Raw genomic sequence first — 14,939 nt, 5'->3', positions numbered from 1 at the left:
ACCCCCGGAAACTTTTAGGAACTTGGTTTGGGGAACCCACTAGGGCCAGCGGTCAAAACCCCGCAAACAGGCCGGACACATGACTGCTTCTGACAAATGCACAAATCAGATCAAAAAAGTCTTGCTATGCAGGAACCATCCACACAGGCCATTCGCGACATGCTTCACGGTCAGGTTTGCGGCGCCCGTTGACTGCACAGCTTGGCGCAGGAGAGGTCGATCCCGACAGGCGATACCGGACGGATGTGGCCTTCGTGCCTTGGGTCTCAGAGCTGCACGGCGCGCGTCAGCGCACCGTCGATCACAAGGTTTGTCCCGCTTGTGAAGCTGGAGGCGGGGCTGGCGAGAAAAACGATCCCGCGCGCAATCTCCTCGGGCTCGGCCATGCGGCCCATCGGGTTCAAAGCCAGTGCTTCCGCAAAAAGCGCGGGGTTGCCGGTTTCGATCTGCTGCCAGATGCCGCCATCGAAATATGTGTTGCCCGGAGAGACCGCGTTCGCCCGGATCCCTTTCGGAGCAAGCTTGTATGCCAGTCCGCTGGCGTAGTGCACAATTGCGGCCTTGAAGGCGCCGTAGGAGGGGCCGGTAAAGTCGATCTCGCGCCCTGAGACGGAGGAGACGAGCGTAATGGAGGCGGCATCTGACGCCTCCAGCCAGGGCATTGCCGCGTTCACGACACGGACGCAATGCATCATGTCGGTGTCAAAGCCTGCCTGCCATGCCTCTTCGTCGTCACCCACGGCCAGTGCAGAGACATTTCCGATAACGATATCGATCCCGCCCATCGCGGCGGCGGCATCTGACACCCAGCCCTCCAGCGCCGCCTTGTCCGAGACGTCGACCGCCGCGCCATGCACAGTGGTTCCGCCGGGGCGCAACGCTTCGAGCGTGGCCTCCACATCGGCGGCGGTGCGCGCGCAGATCGAGACATGCGCGCCCTCGGCCACGAGAATTTCGGCGCAGCGGCGCCCGATGCCCTTGCTGCCGCCCGTTATAATGGCGCGCAGGCCTTTCAGTCCAAGATCCATCTGTCTTCTCCTATTTCACGAAACGCTTCTCGATCGACGCGCCGAGGCTGTACTTCGGATCGACCATGTTGCCGACACGGACCTTTCCGCACATCGTCAGCAGCATATAGGCCTCTTCCTGGCTTTGGCCCGTTTCGGCGGCGACCCAGCGGACCAGTTCGCGATAGGCGATGCGCGCGGCATCCTCCATCGGGCGGGCAGACCCGATGAACCCCATCGAATGCTCGTTTTCCAGCTGCGGCCAGCCATTGCCGTGGCCCTTGATCAGGTCGATCTGGATTTCCACGGTGGCAGGCATTTCCAGCGCGACGCCGCACAACTCTCCGTCGCCCTGGATCGCGTGGCAATCGCCGAGGTAAAGGTAGCCGCCTTCCTTGTTCACCGGCAGATAGACGATCGCGCCCGGCGCCATGTCGGGCAGGTCCATGTTGCCACCGTAATAGTCGGGCTGGAGCGACGAGATCGCCTCGATCTCGGGCGACGTGCCGATGGTGCCGATGAAGGGCTCGTAGGGCAGGGTCAGCGTGTCGGACCATTTCACGCCCTCTTCGGTCACATGCAGCTTCTTGACCATTTCCGGCAGCGGCGGGTTTAGCATCGCGGTGTCGCCGGTGCCGACAAGGCCGCCGAATTCCGGGATCAGGCAGGTTGTGCCGACAGGCTGCGGGCCGCGCGGCTTGATCGAGATGATCCGAACGGCGAGCGCATCGCCCTTTTCCGCGCCTTCCACGTAGATCGGGCCGGTCTGGGGGTTGAGGTATGGAAAATTGAGGATCTCGGTTGGTTTATCGGTTTCGGAGGTGATCTTGCCTTCGAACGCATCGTGCGTCTCGACGGTGACGACGGCGCCGGGCTTTACCTCCAGAACCGGATCGACATAGGGGCCGTAGACATAGTGAAAGGCCCCCTGATCCTCGATCGTGATGCTGTGGCTTTCGCCTGCCTTTCCCCGGGCGACGCCCTTGGTTGCCATGATGGACGACTCGAACCAGCTCATAGGTCTCTCCCTGTTGGTTTAGATGGTCAGATGTTTGCGGACTTCTTCGCGCGAGGTGATCTCGTCCCGGCTAAGGCGCGCGACGATGCGGCCCTTTTCCATGACATAGCCGCGTTCTGCGAGAGAGACGATCAGATCCAGGTTCTGTTCGACCAGCAGCACGGCCATGTCGGTCTGTGCGTTCAGCGTCCGGACGTTGCGGGCGATGTCCTTGACGATGGAAGGCTGGATGCCCTCGGACGGTTCGTCGAGCAGCATGAGCGACGGGTTGCCCATCATGGCGCGGCCGATGGCAAGCTGCTGCTGCTGCCCGCCCGACAGGGTGCCGGCGCGCTGGTGTGCGCGCTCCCGCAGGATCGGGAAGAACTGATAGACCAGATCGTAATCGGGCTTGGCCCGGCCGGTGCCGGCCACCTCGCCCACAAGAAGGTTTTCCCGCACGGTCAGCTCCGGAAAGACGTCGCGGCCCTGAGGGATATAGCCGATGCCGGCGCGGGCGCGCAAATCGGCGCTGTCCCCGGTCACGTCGCGGCCTTTCAGGTGGATCGTCCCGGCGCTTGGTTTCAGAAGGCCCGACAGCGTGCGCATGAGCGTCGTCTTGCCCACGCCGTTGCGGCCGATCACGGCGACGATCTCGCCCGGTCTGATTTCCATGTCGACGCCTTGCAGGACGGTTTCGGCGCCGTAACCGCTGCGCAAGCCCTTCAGGTCGAGCAGTGTCTCGTTACTCATCGCTGCCCCCGAGATAGATGTCCTGGACGCCGGGATGGTCGATGATTTCCGCGATTGTCCCTTCGGCGAAGATCCGTCCGAAATGCAGCACGGTGACTTGCGTGGCAATCTGTTCGACGAAGGCCATGTCGTGTTCCACGGCCAGGATCGTGATCCCGCGCTGGTTCAGATCGTGCAGCATCTCGCCGGTCTTGCGCGTCTCGTCGGGCGACATGCCGGCGGTGGGCTCGTCAAGCAGCAGGAGCGTGGGTTCCACGCCCACGGCCATGCCGATTTCCAGCCATTGCTGTTGTCCGTGCGACAGCGCGCCCGCGGGTGTTTCGACTTCGGCCTCGAGATTGGTGAACTCCACCACGCGCTTTACGGTGGACGAAAGGTTGTGGCCGTGCAGGTGATGCTGGAACGCGACGTCGAGGTTCTGCCGGACGCTGAGCGCCTTGAAGATGCCGGGCACCTGAAACTTGACGCTGATCCCGCGCCGGATCCGCTCGAACGAACGCAGGCGCGTGATGTCCGCGCCGCGAAACAAGATCGTGCCGCTGTCGGGGGCATGCTCGCCAAGGATCAGCCGGAAGAAGGTCGATTTGCCCGCCCCGTTCGGCCCGATCAGGCAATGCATGGTTCCGGCATGCAGCGTGAAGTCGATATCGTTTGCGACGGTCACGCCGCCGAACTTTTTGTTCAGCTTGGAGACGCTCAGGATCTCGGTCATCGCTTGGCTCTCCCTACTAAGCGGCCAAGCCAGCGCATGGCCGTGGCGATCAGGCCCTCGGGCGTCAGAAGGACGGTGAAGAGCAAAAGCGCCCCCATGACGATCAGGGCATATTGGCTGCCATAGACGGTCAGCAACTGGAACGCGAACAGCACCGCCAGCGTGCCGAGCAGCGTCGCCGTGATGTCGCGCCGCCCGCCGACCGCGACCCAGACAATGGGCAGGGCCGCCGCAGTCAGCCCCATGCTGGAGGGCGTTATATACTGCCCCCACGCGGTGTAGAGTGCGCCCGAAAGCCCCGCGAGCGCACCGCCGAGGGCGAAGGACAGCATCTGATAGGCCCGCGTGTCATAGCCCAGCATTTCGGCCCGTTCAGGGTTTTCCCGGATCGCGACCAGCACGTTGCCGAAGGGCGCGTTCAGCAGCATCCGCAGCCCCAGATAGCACAGCACGACCATCGCCAGCAGCACGTAGTACAGGCCCACGCCGGGATAGAGAAGGACATCGCCGCCGGGCCACGGAATGGTCAGGGGCGGCATGCCCGACATGCCGTTGAAGCCGTTCAGCCGCGCCTCGCCGATCCGCCATTGCGGGCCCGCGGTCTGGGCCATGAACGTCTCCAGCACCAGCGTGACCGACAGGGTGACGATCCCGACAAACACGCCCTTGATGCGACCGTAGAACATGAAATAGCCGATCAGCATGGCAAAGAGCCCGCCCAGGGCGACGGAGATCATCAGCGCGATCCAGGTGAAACCGTAAGCCGCGCCGAAATTGATCGTCAGCACGCCGTAAGCATAGCCCGCCAGGCCAAAAAACGCCGTCTGTCCGAAGCTGAGCGCGCCGGTGTAACCCCAAACCACGCCCAGCCCCATGGCCATGAAGGTCCAGACCATGAAATAGGCGGAGTTGCCGACAGCGAAAGGATCGCTGAACAGCGGGTAGAGGATGGCCGCCAGAACGACCAGCGCCGCCGTCGCCCAGAAGACCGGGCCGCGTCCCATCGTCTGCGGGCCTTCCAGCCGCGAGATCCAGATCGCCAGGGCCGATCGGCGTTCTATCTGGGTCTCGGCTACAAGCGGCTCGTCGGTGTGGGGCGTGTCGGGTCTGTCCATGTTACTGTCTCGTTCCCTTGATCCACGCCGAAAGACCGCCGGGCATAACCCGGATCACCACGATCACAGCGATCAGCAGGCCGATCTGGCCGAAAAGCTGGCCGTACCAGGCGGTCAGTGAGGCGCGGATCGCCGCGAGGATGACCGCCGCCGGGGCGGCGCCCACGAAGATGTCCGCGCCGCCGACCACGACTGTCACGAAGCTTTCGACGATGAAGGTCGCGCCCATGGTCGGCACCATTGTCATGGTCGGGGCGTAAAGCCCGCCCGCAAGACCCGCGAGCGCGGCGCCGAGGCCGAAGGTCAGCCCATAGACCCGCCGCGTGTCCACGCCCAGGGCCTGGGCCATCTGCGGCCGCTGGATCGTGGCGCGGGCGATCACACCGAAGCGCGTGTGATAGAACAGAAAGTAGAGCCCGATCAGCAGGGCAACCGCCGCGGCCATCAGCACCAGCCGGTAGGCGGAGTACGAGCGGTCGCCCACCTCGATACTGCCCAGAGGTGTGCCGATGCCCTGCATGGTCGAGCCCAGAACGATCAGTACGCCCTGCGTTGCGATCAGGCTGATCCCCCATGTCGCGATGATGGAATCAAGCGGGCGTTGATAGAGATGCCGGATCACGATGCGTTCCACGAGCATCCCAACAATGCCCGCCACAAGCGCGCCGCACAGGATGGCAAGCGGCAGCGGAAGCCCCATGCGCGCCGTCGATGCGGTGACGTAGGCCCCGCACATGATGAACTCGCCATGGGCCAGATTGATGATGCCCATCATCCCGAAGATGATGGCCAGCCCGGCGCAGGAGATCACGAGGAACGCGAACGCGTCGCCGAACTGGTAGGCCATCGCAAAGGCTGCTGCGAAGAATTCCATGCGCGTGTCCCTTATTTCAGATCAGCCGGGGTAGAGGGCGGCCCCGGGCAGGGCCGCCCCTTGATATCGTCGTCCTCGGGCGGCGTCAGCCGCCACGCCCCAGCGGTTAGTTGGCCGGGGGCGGGTTGGACGGCGTGTACTGTGCGGAGGGGTCGTTCTGCGTCAGGTCGCAGCCCGCGTCTCCCAGCCAGTAGGGTGCGATGTTTTCCCAAACCCTTGGGAAGCTGATCGAATGGTCCTCCTCCACCTTGGCCAGAAAGATCGTGTGCGACATGTGCTGGCTCTTGGGGTCGAGGCAGACGGTGCCGGACGGCCCGTCGAAGCAGACATCGCCTTCGGCGATGACCTCGCGCAGGGCCTCACGCTCGGTCGTGCCGGCGCGTTCCACCAGTTGCTTGTAGAGGTTCATCGCGATGTAGGAATTCGCGGCTTCCTGGTTGATGTAGGGCTCTTCGGGAAACTTCGCGCGGAACTTTTCGAGGAAGGCCTGGCTTTCGGGCGTGTCGATTTCCTCGATGTAGTTCGTTGTCACGTACATCTGCGACAGGCTGGGCGGCGTGAACCGCTTGTGCTCATAGCCCTGGCCGACATTGACCGAGGAGGCCATGGGCAAGCCCACATCGGCGGAGGCCGCCTGTTCGTAATAGGATGCCTGGGCGGCGCCCACGAGCAGGGTGACCACGAAATCGGCCTCGGATGCCTGGATGTTCTGGATCGTCTGGCTGAACTGCGAGACACCGAGGGGGATGAATTCCTCGCCCACCATGGCGCCGCCGTTTTCGTCGACGATCTGGCGCACCCACTCGGCCGAGATCTGACCGAAATTGTAATCCGCCGCGATGGTGTAGACGTTGTTCCCGTAGGTCTCCATCATCCAGGGGATAAGGGTCGAGAACTGCTGCTCGGGCACGGCGCCGGTGACGATCATGTTCGCGTCGCACACGCCGCCTTCGTACTGGTTGTTGTAGAACGCCAGCCCGTCGAACTGGTTCACGATCGGGCGATAGGCCTCACGCGAGGCCGAGGAGAAACCGGCGAACACCACGTCTACCTGATCCTGTTGCAGTACGCGGCGCATGAACTCCTGATAGCGGCGGTTGTCGGACTGGGTATCGTAGATCACCAGCTCCACCGGGCGGCCGTCGATCCCGCCGGCGGCGTTGATCTCTTCGGCGGCCAGTTCGATGGCATGCACTTTGACATTGGTGGCCGCGGCAAAGTCGCCGGACTGGTCCTCCAGCACGCCTATCTTGATCGCGTCCTGAGCGAAGCCCGGGCCAGCCGCCACAAGCGCCGCAGCGCCTGCCAGAGCGGCGGCCGAAATGCCTGTTTTCCATGTCTTTATCATGTTCCATCTCCTGCTGGTTGGTTATTGAGGCGCGGTCACGCCTTGCGGGGCCGCCGATGTGACGGCAATGCTTCGGTGTCGGACAGGTCAAGCGTCATGCGCGCGACGGTTTCGATCGGCACGCGCAGTTCCATCGCGCGGCGGCGCAGCCCTTCATAGGCGGTATCCTCGTCAACCCCGGTCAGGTCCATCTGCTTGAGAACGGCTTTCATGACGGTGCGTCGCCCGGACAGTCGCTGGCGAAGGGACGCGATCTCACGGCAGGTCTGAAGCTGCTGTTCGTGCCCGTTGGTGGCCAACAGCAGGGCAGAGTAGACGCCCATGCTACGGATCGGTTTGAGGATGTGGCTATTGCAGCGAAACCGGACGACGCGCGCCAGTCGGCTGGGGGCTTCGTTCGCGATCAGCGCAATCATCGGACGGGTTGCGGCCAGGTCCTCCAGCACGGTTGCCGCGATCTCCTCGTCGGCATCGAACAGAACCAGATCGCATTCCGGCAGGACGGTCGCGTCGATTTCGGCAGGATCGCAGGTCTGGACGACGAGCCCGAGCCGCTGAAGGATGCCTGCCAGACGTTCTGTCGTGGCGCCCTTGTGATGCAGGACCAGTGCGCGCAGCCCGCGGAAATTCGTCTTGATCCGGGTCATCGGACGACCCTCAGGTGACCGGGGCTCGTGTGGGCCACCGGATCCTCGGCGCCGCTCCAGACAAGGTAGGGGTCGGGTGCGACGGCGGTCTGCGCGGCGAAGACCACATCGAAGGTTCCATCCAGTCGCGACCGACCGATCTGTGGGCGCATCGCACAGTGCAGGTTGTCGGCATCGACGGTCACCGGCCCTTGTGGTGCGTCCAGTTGCAGGCCCCGCACCGCCTCGCGCACGGCGTGAAAGCCGGTATCACCGGCCCGTTCGATGGCCCGCGCCAGCAGCCGAACGGCGATGTAGGTCGCTTCGGCATCGGCGCTGGGGTTGCCGAGATGCGCATACTTTTGTCGCCACAGAGCGGAGAACCGCGCGTTCTCGGCCGTTTCGATAGTCGAGAAATAGACCGACGAGGAAAGATGCCCGTCAGCCGCTGCACCCAGATGCGGCAACTCGGCCTCCGACAGGCTGCAACTGGCGATGGGCATCTCGGCGGCCTGATCAATGCCCATGCGGTCGGCCTCGGCCCGCAGCAGGCGGCAGAACTGATAACAGGACTCGCCGATCAGGGTCGTGAAGATGAAATCGGGCCGGTCCCGCACGATCTGGCGGACAACATCCTCCAGGTCGATATCGCCGACGGGGAAGTACCGCTCGCCCAACACCGTGCCGCCACCGGCCAGGATGGCTTCGCGCAGGATACGGTTGTTCTCCCATGCCCAGACATAATTCGAGCCGACAAACCAGCCGCGCCCGCCGTGAGTGCGCAGCAGATACGCGGCCAGCGGGAGGACATGCTGGTTTGGGGCGGCGCCGGTGTAAATGACGTTCTCGCTGCTCTCGAACCCCTCGTAGTGGGAAGGATACCAGAGGAGCGCGTCGTGTTTCTCGAACACTGGCAGCACTTCTTTCCGGCTGGACGAGGTATAGCAGCCGATGACGTGGGTCAGACCTTTGTCGGTGAGCAAACCCCGCGCAACATCCGCATAGGCCGCGGGGTTTCCTTGCGGGTCGGCGAACACTGCATCAAGCCGCAACTCACTGTTGGGCCGGGTGTTCAGTTCGGCAATCGCAAGCTCGGCACCCGCCCGCATGGCGGCGCCAATGGCGGCATAGGAGCCCGTGAGCGAGAACAGGATACCAACCTTGACTGTGTCACTTGACATGCGCGTTCCAAACTAAAAAAGCCCCGTCGCAAAGGTGGTTGCGAAAGGGCGACGGTGCCTGACCCAAACGGGCCTCTGTAGGGTATTGTGGTGCTGAGCCTCGCCGTTGAGGCCCTCATAGCTTTGCGACAAGCCGTCGCGCTGTCAACTTATTAATAACCTAGGCGGGACTCGGATACGACCAGGTCGGGATTTCTGCGCACCCAGGCGCCCTGCGCTGCAAAAACGAGCGATTGGTCAACGCCCCGGCCAGCGAACCCATGGGTGGAGCCGGTTACACGGGCGGTTCGGTACCCCATACCGGGGGTGGCCCAGACGCTGTTTCACCTCGACCGAAGATGCCGTCCCGATCTGTGCCTGCATTCTGTCGCTGCGCTCCGGGGCGGGCGAATACTCAGGACAGATCCCGGACCCCGGCTTGGGACCGGACAGGCTTGGGACCGATCCGACAGCCGTTTCCAGCATACCGCCTTGTCGTCACCTGTGAGGGCCAGGTGGCTTGCCGTTCGACCGGCTGACCTGGGGGCGGACGGGCGTTTCGGTTAGTCTTCGAACACCGCGAGGCCCAGCCATTCTGCGACCAGTGCCGGTGTGGTCTCCCCCTCGATCTCGATTGTCAGGGTGTTGGTGCGCAGCAGGTCGGTGGTGCTGCGTGCGCGCACCTCTTCCAGCCGAAAGCGCCCGCGCAGACGGCTGCCCGCCCGCACCGGCATCAGGAACCTCAGTTTGTTCATGCCATAGTTGATGCCCATGACCTGTCCCGGCAGCATCTCGAAGCAGTCATAGGCAAACCGGCTGGCCAGCGACAGGGTCAGGAACCCATGGGCGATGGTGCCGCCGAACGGGGTTTCGGCGGCGGCGCGGACCGGGTCAATGTGGATCCACTGCGTGTCGAACGTGGTTTCGGCGAACCGGTCGATCATGTCCTGATCGACCGTGATCCAGTTCGACACGCCCACCTCGGTGCCGATATGGGCCTGGCTTGCCTTCACCGCGGCCTGAAGGGCGGACATCAGCGCGGATCGGCGGCGACACGCACCATCCGCTTGCCTTTGTTGTCCCCGGCGAGCAGCCCGATCAGGGCGTGGGGCGCGTTTTCCAGCCCGTCCACGATATCCTCGGTCACCTTGATCTGGCCGGTCGAGACCCAGTGCCCCATCGCGCGCAGGCACTTGGCATCATCCTTGGCAAAATCCGTGACGATGAAGCCCTCCATCTTCAGGCGCTTGACGACGATCGCACCGGGCAGGTTGCGCGGGCCGAAGGGGCTGTCGGTATCGTATTGGCTGATTGCCCCGCAGCAGACAACGCGGCCCCGCTCGTTCATCACGTTCAAAGCCGTCTCCAGCACTTTGCCACCGACATTGTCGAAATAGATATCGACCCCATCGGGGCAGGCCGTGGCAAGGGCCTTGCCCAGGCCTTTCTCGTGATAGTCCAGGCAGGCGTCAAAGCCGAACTGGTCGATCACCCATTGGCATTTGTCCGGCCCGCCCGCGATGCCCACGACGCGGCATCCCAGCGCCTTGGCGATCTGGCCGACATAGCCGCCGACCGACCCCGCGGCGGCAGAGACCAGAACGGTCTCGCCCGCCATGGGCCGGCCAATCGACATCAACCCGTGAAAGGCCGTCTTGCCCGCGATGCCGTAGACCGACATCAGATGCGACAGCGTTTCGACCCGTGGCAGTTTCTGGACCTTGTGGGCCTTGGCAACAACGTGATCGGCCCAGACCGCTTCGGCGGCGACGATGTCGCCTGCGGCGATCTTGGGGCTGTTCGATGTAACGACCTCACAGACCGCATAGGTGGGCATCGCGTCGCCCGCAGTCACGGCCGCGCGATAGGTCGCGCCGCGCAGCCAGGACCGGTTGGCCGCGTCAATCGACATCAGGATCACACGGAGGAGCAGCTCGCCCTCGCCCGGCTGAGGCATCTCGGTTTCGATCATCTTGAAATGATCCGGGGTAAGCGCATCGGTAGGCAGGTCTGCGATGATGATCTGGCGGTTTGTCATGGGATATATCCTGTTGCGATGGATGAAGTATCGGCCGGGTCGGTCTGGTGCGGGTCAATCGACGGTGACCACGACCTTGCCCAGCACCTTGCGGTCCTGCAAAAGCTGCAAGGCGGCGCCGGCCTCTGCCAGCGGATAGCTGGCCGAGATGCGCGGTTTGATGCGGACCTCGCCATAAAAGCCAAAGAGATCGGCCATATTCGCCGCGTGGCCGGACGGTTCGCGCAGCGTATGCGCGCCCCAGAACACACCGACGATCTGGCAGCCCTTGAGCAATGTCAGGTTCAGCGGGATTTTCGGGATCCCTGCGGGAAATCCAACGACCAGAAACCGCCCCTTCCACGCAAGCGCCCGCAGCGCGGGCTCGGCATAGTCGCCGCCCACCGCATCATAGACCACATCGACGCCTTCGCCCCCCGACAGCGCCTTGATCCGATCCGAGAACGCCTTTCGCACCGCGCGGTCGGACATGTCGCGAGAGTAAACGATGGTCTCGTCGGCACCCAGATCCCGGCAGAATTGCGCCTTGTCCTCGGACGAGACCGCGGCGATGACACGGGCACCGAGGGCCTTGCCAAGTTCGATGGCCGCGGCACCCACGCCGCCGGCCGCCCCAAGGATCAACAGGCTTTCGCCCGCCTTGATCTCGGCGCGGTCCTTGAGCGCGTGATAGGAGGTGCCATAGGTCAGCACGAAACAGGCCGCCTCGTCATAGGGCATGGCATCGGGGATCTTGATCACCTTGGCCGCCTCGATCACCAGATGGGTCGCGAACCCGCCAAAACCCGACATGCCCAGAACCCGGTCGCCAATCGCCAGACCCTCGACACCCTCGCCCACGGCGTCGATCACACCCGCCACTTCGCCACCCGGCGCAAAGGGGCGGGGGGGTTTCATCTGATACATGTCGCGGATGATCAGCGTATCTGGAAAGTTCACGCCTGCGGCATGCACACGGATGCGCACCTGTTTCTTTCCGGGGTCTGGATCGGGCAGATCCTCCAACACCAGAGTGTCCGGCCCGCCGACCTCTTTGCTCAGCATCGCTTTCATCGTTTCGTCCTCCCCGTTTCCTGTGTCGAAAAACTGGGACGTGGCGTCGAGTCTTGTCAATCGCAATTCGGACCGACATTCTGCACAGCGGAATGGATGTCCGCATTTTGACGTGACGTTCCAAGGGAGGATGATCTGATGAGTGAGGCAAGCCTTGAGGGCTTCCGCGCGGATTTGCGGGCATGGCTGGAAGAGAACTGCCCGCCCCAGATGCGCGACGGGCTGATGACCGAAGAGGGCATTTGCTGGGGCGGCAAGGACTGGGTCTTTACCAGCGCGGCCCAGCGTGACTGGCTGGAGCGTTGCGCGGCCAAGGGTTACACCGTGCCCACCTGGCCGGTGGAGTATGGTGGCGCCGGGCTGAGCCGCGATCAGGAGAAGATCTTTCATCAGGAAATGGCACGCATCAACGCGCGGAGCCCGTTGCAGAGCTTTGGCATCTGGATGCTGGGGCCCGCGCTGCTGCATTTCGGCACTCATGAGCAAAAGCTGCACTATCTACCGCCCATCGCACGCGGAGAGGTCCGATGGTGCCAGGGCTATTCCGAACCCGGTGCCGGCTCCGATCTGGCCAATGTCCAGACAAAAGGCGAGGATCGCGGCGATTACTGGCTGGTGAACGGGCAAAAGATCTGGACCTCATATGCCGACAAGGCCGACTGGATCTTTGCGCTGGTGCGCACGGATCGCGAGGCACCCAAACACAAGGGGATCTCGTTTCTGCTGATCGACATGGCGCAGGACGGGGTGGAGACGCGGCCGATCAAGATGATTTCGGGCATTTCGCCCTTTTGCGAGACGTTCTTCACCGATGCGACCGTGCCCAAGGATCAGATCGTCGGTGAGGTGAACCGTGGCTGGGACGTGGCGAAATACCTGCTGACCCATGAGCGTGAGATGATCTCGGGCGGTGCCGCCGGTCTGACCGGCACCGGGCGCGCGCTGGGGGCGGTCCTGTCGGAAACGATGGAGGAGCTGGATGCGACGCTGCGTGCCGATGCGATGCGCTGCGAGATCGACACGCTGGCCATCGGTCTGACGCTGGAGCGTTACAAGGATCAGGCCGAAGCGGGGCAGGGGGCGGGCGACGCCTCGGCCATGCTGAAATACATGGGTACGGAGCTGAACAAGCGGCGGCATGAGCTGTTGATGACCGCAGGCGGCTCGGATGCGCTGGAATGGGACGGACCCTTGGGCAACCGCGCGGGCGACTGGCTGCGTACCAAGGCCAATTCGATCGAGGGCGGCACGAGCGAGGTGATGCTGAGCATCGTGTCGCGGCGTGTTCTTGGACTTCCGGGGTAGGGGCGATGGCAAAACTGGTGATGACAGAGGAAGAAACCATGCTGGCCGACATGGCGCGCGGGTTTCTGGATGGGGCCGCGCCGGTCTCGGCGTTTCGGGCGCTGCGCGATGCGGGTCAGACCCATGACGCGGATCTGTGGAAAGAGATGGCCGGGATGGGATGGGCCGGTGTGCTGGTCCCCGAAGAGGCCGGCGGGTCGGACATGGGTCAGGCCGCCGCCAACATCATCGCGCAGGAGATGGGCAAGACGCTGGCCGTCTCTCCGTTCCTGTCAAGTGCGGTGATCGCGGCCACCGCCCTGCGGCAGGTCGGCGACGCTCGCGCGATGCAGGCTTTGGGCCGGATCGCCAGCGGTGAGGCGACCTATGCGCTGGCCGTGGATGAGGGGATCAAGTTCGACCCTGAAGCGACGGAGATGGAAGCGGTGGCCGATGGCAACGGGTTCCGCCTGACCGGTCAGAAGCGCTTTGTCGTGGACGGTGCCCTGGCGGACCGGCTGCTGGTGCTGGCCCGGACCGCGAACGGTCTGACGCTTTTCGACATTCCCGCCGACCGCGGGGGCATCGCACGTCAGGCGACGCAGATGATCGACGCGCGCGACGCCGCCCGCATCAGCTTTGCCGATGTGCAGGCCACGGGCGAGGATGTGCTTGGCACCGTCGACAGCGCGATGGACGTGCTGAAACCCGCACTTGCCGCAGGCCAAGCGGCTCTGGCAGCCGAGCTGTCGGGCCTCTCGGCGGGGGCCTTTGGCATGACCGTCGGATACCTCAAGGAGCGCAAGCAGTTCGGCATCGAGATCGGTCGGTTCCAGGCGCTGCAACACCGTGCCGCGCATCTGTGGTGCGAGATCGAGGTGACGGCGTCGGCGATCCTCAACGCCGGGCGTATGCTGGACAGCGATCCCGAACACGCGGAGCTGGCCGTGTCGCTGGCCAAGGCGCGGGCGACGGATACCGCCAAGCTGGCGGTGATCGAGGGCGTGCAGATGCATGGCGGCATCGGCATGACCGACGCCTATGACATGGGCTTTTACATGAAACGCGCGCGGGTCGGGGCGGAATGGTTGGGCGACTACGCCTATCACGCCGAACGGGTTGCGGCACTGAGGGGGTTTTGATGGATATTCAGACGCTGTTTGGCTTGGACGGGAAGGTGGCGCTGGTCACGGGTGGCGCCACCGGGATCGGGCGCATGGCGGCCGAGGCGCTGGTGCGGGCCGGTGCGACCGTGCTGCTGGCCAGTCGCAAGGGTGCGGCCTGCGAGGCCGTCGCGGCCGAGCTGAACGGATTGGGCGCCAGTGGCACCGCGATCGGTTTTGCCGGTGATGTGAGCACCGAAGCGGGGGTCGATGCCCTGGTCGCGGCGGTGAAGGCGCGCACCGAGAGGCTCGATATCGTGATGAACAACGCAGGCGTCACCTGGGGCGCCCCGCTGGGCGCGTTCCCATTTGAGGCCTGGGACAAGGTGATGGGCGTGAATGTTGCCGGGCTCTTTGATCTGACGCAAAAGCTGTTGCCGATGCTGCGCGACAGCGGCTCGGTCGACGATCCGGCGCGCGTCGTCAATGTGGGCTCGGTTATGGGTGAGCGTGAGATGGGCGATGGCGCCTATTCCTATGCCGCGTCCAAGGCGGCGGTCCTGCACCTCAGCAAGATCCTGGCCAAGGAACTGGCGGGTGAAGCGATCACCGTGAACGCGCTGGCTCCGGGGCCGTTCGTCAGCCGGATGACCGCCTTTGCCACCCATGACGAGGAGATGCGCGCGAAGGTCGGCCAGGACGTGCCGCTGGGTCGTGTGGGCCGCGACGAGGATATCGCGGGCTGCATGCTGTTTCTGTGCGGGCGCGGCGGGGCCTATGTGACAGGGGCCGTTATACCGGTGTCGGGCGGGATCAACGTGATGTCCGGGCCGAACATATTCGAGCAGGCGCTGCACTGATGCCCGGGA

General features: G+C 64.0%; 15 protein-coding genes. 3 read left to right on the top strand and 12 right to left on the bottom strand.

The genetic code is table 11. The features are described from left to right. Positions 1-266 precede the first annotated feature (266 nt). From HEP69_RS19250 to HEP69_RS19195, 12 genes are all read right to left on the bottom strand, one after another. On the bottom strand, positions 267-1,028 hold the full coding sequence (locus HEP69_RS19250) for an SDR family oxidoreductase (RefSeq protein ID WP_290560127.1): 762 nt from the start codon (positions 1,026-1,028) through the stop codon (positions 267-269). 10 nt (positions 1,029-1,038) lie between these two features. After that, on the bottom strand, positions 1,039-2,025 hold the full coding sequence (locus HEP69_RS19245) for an acetamidase/formamidase family protein (protein WP_290560126.1): 987 nt from the start codon (positions 2,023-2,025) through the stop codon (positions 1,039-1,041). A gap of 18 nt (positions 2,026-2,043) precedes the next feature. Further along, positions 2,044-2,757, bottom strand: coding sequence for an urea ABC transporter ATP-binding subunit UrtE (urtE, locus tag HEP69_RS19240; protein ID WP_290560125.1), 714 nt, complete (start codon positions 2,755-2,757; stop codon positions 2,044-2,046). Beyond that, the gene (locus HEP69_RS19235; protein ID WP_290560124.1) at positions 2,750-3,469 is read right to left on the bottom strand and encodes an ABC transporter ATP-binding protein; all 720 of its coding nucleotides are present in this window, start codon (positions 3,467-3,469) and stop codon (positions 2,750-2,752) included. Before HEP69_RS19235 ends, urtE begins: the two co-directional genes overlap by 8 nt. Beyond that, the gene (locus tag HEP69_RS19230) at positions 3,466-4,584 is read right to left on the bottom strand and encodes an ABC transporter permease (RefSeq protein WP_290560123.1); all 1,119 of its coding nucleotides are present in this window, start codon (positions 4,582-4,584) and stop codon (positions 3,466-3,468) included. The genes HEP69_RS19235 and HEP69_RS19230 overlap by 4 nt, the downstream gene beginning before the upstream one ends. Position 4,585: 1 nt before the next feature. Then, entirely contained in the window at positions 4,586-5,458 is an 873-nt protein-coding gene (locus tag HEP69_RS19225) for a branched-chain amino acid ABC transporter permease (RefSeq protein WP_290560122.1), read from the bottom strand. 106 nt (positions 5,459-5,564) lie between these two features. Beyond that, entirely contained in the window at positions 5,565-6,806 is a 1,242-nt protein-coding gene (locus tag HEP69_RS19220; RefSeq protein WP_290560121.1) for an urea ABC transporter substrate-binding protein, read from the bottom strand. A 35-nt stretch (positions 6,807-6,841) separates the two neighbouring features. Then, positions 6,842-7,453 carry an ANTAR domain-containing protein gene (locus HEP69_RS19215; protein ID WP_290560120.1) on the bottom strand — a complete coding sequence of 204 codons (612 nt, stop codon included), beginning with the start codon at positions 7,451-7,453 and terminating at the stop codon, positions 6,842-6,844. Continuing rightward, on the bottom strand, positions 7,450-8,613 hold the full coding sequence (locus HEP69_RS19210) for a transporter substrate-binding domain-containing protein (protein WP_290560119.1): 1,164 nt from the start codon (positions 8,611-8,613) through the stop codon (positions 7,450-7,452). Before HEP69_RS19210 ends, HEP69_RS19215 begins: the two co-directional genes overlap by 4 nt. A 542-nt stretch (positions 8,614-9,155) precedes the next feature. Then, complete coding sequence (locus HEP69_RS19205; RefSeq protein ID WP_290560118.1) at positions 9,156-9,626, bottom strand: MaoC family dehydratase; 471 nt, start codon at positions 9,624-9,626, stop codon at positions 9,156-9,158. After that, positions 9,626-10,630, bottom strand: coding sequence for an NADP-dependent oxidoreductase (locus HEP69_RS19200; RefSeq protein WP_290560117.1), 1,005 nt, complete (start codon positions 10,628-10,630; stop codon positions 9,626-9,628). Before HEP69_RS19200 ends, HEP69_RS19205 begins: the two co-directional genes overlap by 1 nt. A gap of 54 nt (positions 10,631-10,684) precedes the next feature. Further along, a complete protein-coding gene (locus HEP69_RS19195; RefSeq protein WP_290560116.1) occupies positions 10,685-11,683 on the bottom strand; it encodes an NADPH:quinone oxidoreductase family protein in 999 nt (332 codons plus the stop codon). A 138-nt stretch (positions 11,684-11,821) separates the two neighbouring features. Between HEP69_RS19195 and HEP69_RS19190 the strand changes: the two genes are divergently transcribed. From HEP69_RS19190 to HEP69_RS19180, 3 genes are read left to right on the top strand one after another with little or no spacing between them, the layout of a single operon-like run. Next, the gene (locus tag HEP69_RS19190; protein ID WP_290560115.1) at positions 11,822-12,988 is read left to right on the top strand and encodes an acyl-CoA dehydrogenase family protein; all 1,167 of its coding nucleotides are present in this window, start codon (positions 11,822-11,824) and stop codon (positions 12,986-12,988) included. A gap of 5 nt (positions 12,989-12,993) precedes the next feature. Beyond that, on the top strand, positions 12,994-14,109 hold the full coding sequence (locus HEP69_RS19185) for an acyl-CoA dehydrogenase (protein WP_290560114.1): 1,116 nt from the start codon (positions 12,994-12,996) through the stop codon (positions 14,107-14,109). Continuing rightward, the gene (locus HEP69_RS19180) at positions 14,109-14,930 is read left to right on the top strand and encodes an SDR family oxidoreductase (RefSeq protein ID WP_290560113.1); all 822 of its coding nucleotides are present in this window, start codon (positions 14,109-14,111) and stop codon (positions 14,928-14,930) included. The genes HEP69_RS19185 and HEP69_RS19180 overlap by 1 nt, the downstream gene beginning before the upstream one ends. Positions 14,931-14,939 lie beyond the last annotated feature (9 nt).

This window comes from Aestuariivita sp., from assembly GCF_021404545.1.
In the GTDB taxonomy this organism is placed as follows: Bacteria; Pseudomonadota; Alphaproteobacteria; order Rhodobacterales; family Rhodobacteraceae; genus Aestuariivita.
Note: the sequence above shows the minus strand (reverse complement) of the source record. Positions and strands in the feature narration are given on the sequence as shown.

What these genes read in the sequence shown, in the direction of transcription:
- HEP69_RS19250 (WP_290560127.1), bottom strand. Translation starts at nt 1,028, where the DNA reads ATGGATCTTGGACTGAAAGGCCTGCGCGCCATTATAACGGGCGGCAGC.
- HEP69_RS19245 (WP_290560126.1), bottom strand. Translation starts at nt 2,025, where the DNA reads ATGAGCTGGTTCGAGTCGTCCATCATGGCAACCAAGGGCGTCGCCCGG.
- urtE (WP_290560125.1), bottom strand. Translation starts at nt 2,757, where the DNA reads ATGAGTAACGAGACACTGCTCGACCTGAAGGGCTTGCGCAGCGGTTAC.
- HEP69_RS19235 (WP_290560124.1), bottom strand. Translation starts at nt 3,469, where the DNA reads ATGACCGAGATCCTGAGCGTCTCCAAGCTGAACAAAAAGTTCGGCGGC.
- HEP69_RS19230 (WP_290560123.1), bottom strand. Translation starts at nt 4,584, where the DNA reads ATGGACAGACCCGACACGCCCCACACCGACGAGCCGCTTGTAGCCGAG.
- HEP69_RS19225 (WP_290560122.1), bottom strand. Translation starts at nt 5,458, where the DNA reads ATGGAATTCTTCGCAGCAGCCTTTGCGATGGCCTACCAGTTCGGCGAC.
- HEP69_RS19220 (WP_290560121.1), bottom strand. Translation starts at nt 6,806, where the DNA reads ATGATAAAGACATGGAAAACAGGCATTTCGGCCGCCGCTCTGGCAGGC.
- HEP69_RS19215 (WP_290560120.1), bottom strand. Translation starts at nt 7,453, where the DNA reads ATGACCCGGATCAAGACGAATTTCCGCGGGCTGCGCGCACTGGTCCTG.
- HEP69_RS19210 (WP_290560119.1), bottom strand. Translation starts at nt 8,613, where the DNA reads ATGTCAAGTGACACAGTCAAGGTTGGTATCCTGTTCTCGCTCACGGGC.
- HEP69_RS19205 (WP_290560118.1), bottom strand. Translation starts at nt 9,626, where the DNA reads ATGTCCGCCCTTCAGGCCGCGGTGAAGGCAAGCCAGGCCCATATCGGC.
- HEP69_RS19200 (WP_290560117.1), bottom strand. Translation starts at nt 10,630, where the DNA reads ATGACAAACCGCCAGATCATCATCGCAGACCTGCCTACCGATGCGCTT.
- HEP69_RS19195 (WP_290560116.1), bottom strand. Translation starts at nt 11,683, where the DNA reads ATGAAAGCGATGCTGAGCAAAGAGGTCGGCGGGCCGGACACTCTGGTG.
- HEP69_RS19190 (WP_290560115.1), top strand. Translation starts at nt 11,822, where the DNA reads ATGAGTGAGGCAAGCCTTGAGGGCTTCCGCGCGGATTTGCGGGCATGG.
- HEP69_RS19185 (WP_290560114.1), top strand. Translation starts at nt 12,994, where the DNA reads ATGGCAAAACTGGTGATGACAGAGGAAGAAACCATGCTGGCCGACATG.
- HEP69_RS19180 (WP_290560113.1), top strand. Translation starts at nt 14,109, where the DNA reads ATGGATATTCAGACGCTGTTTGGCTTGGACGGGAAGGTGGCGCTGGTC.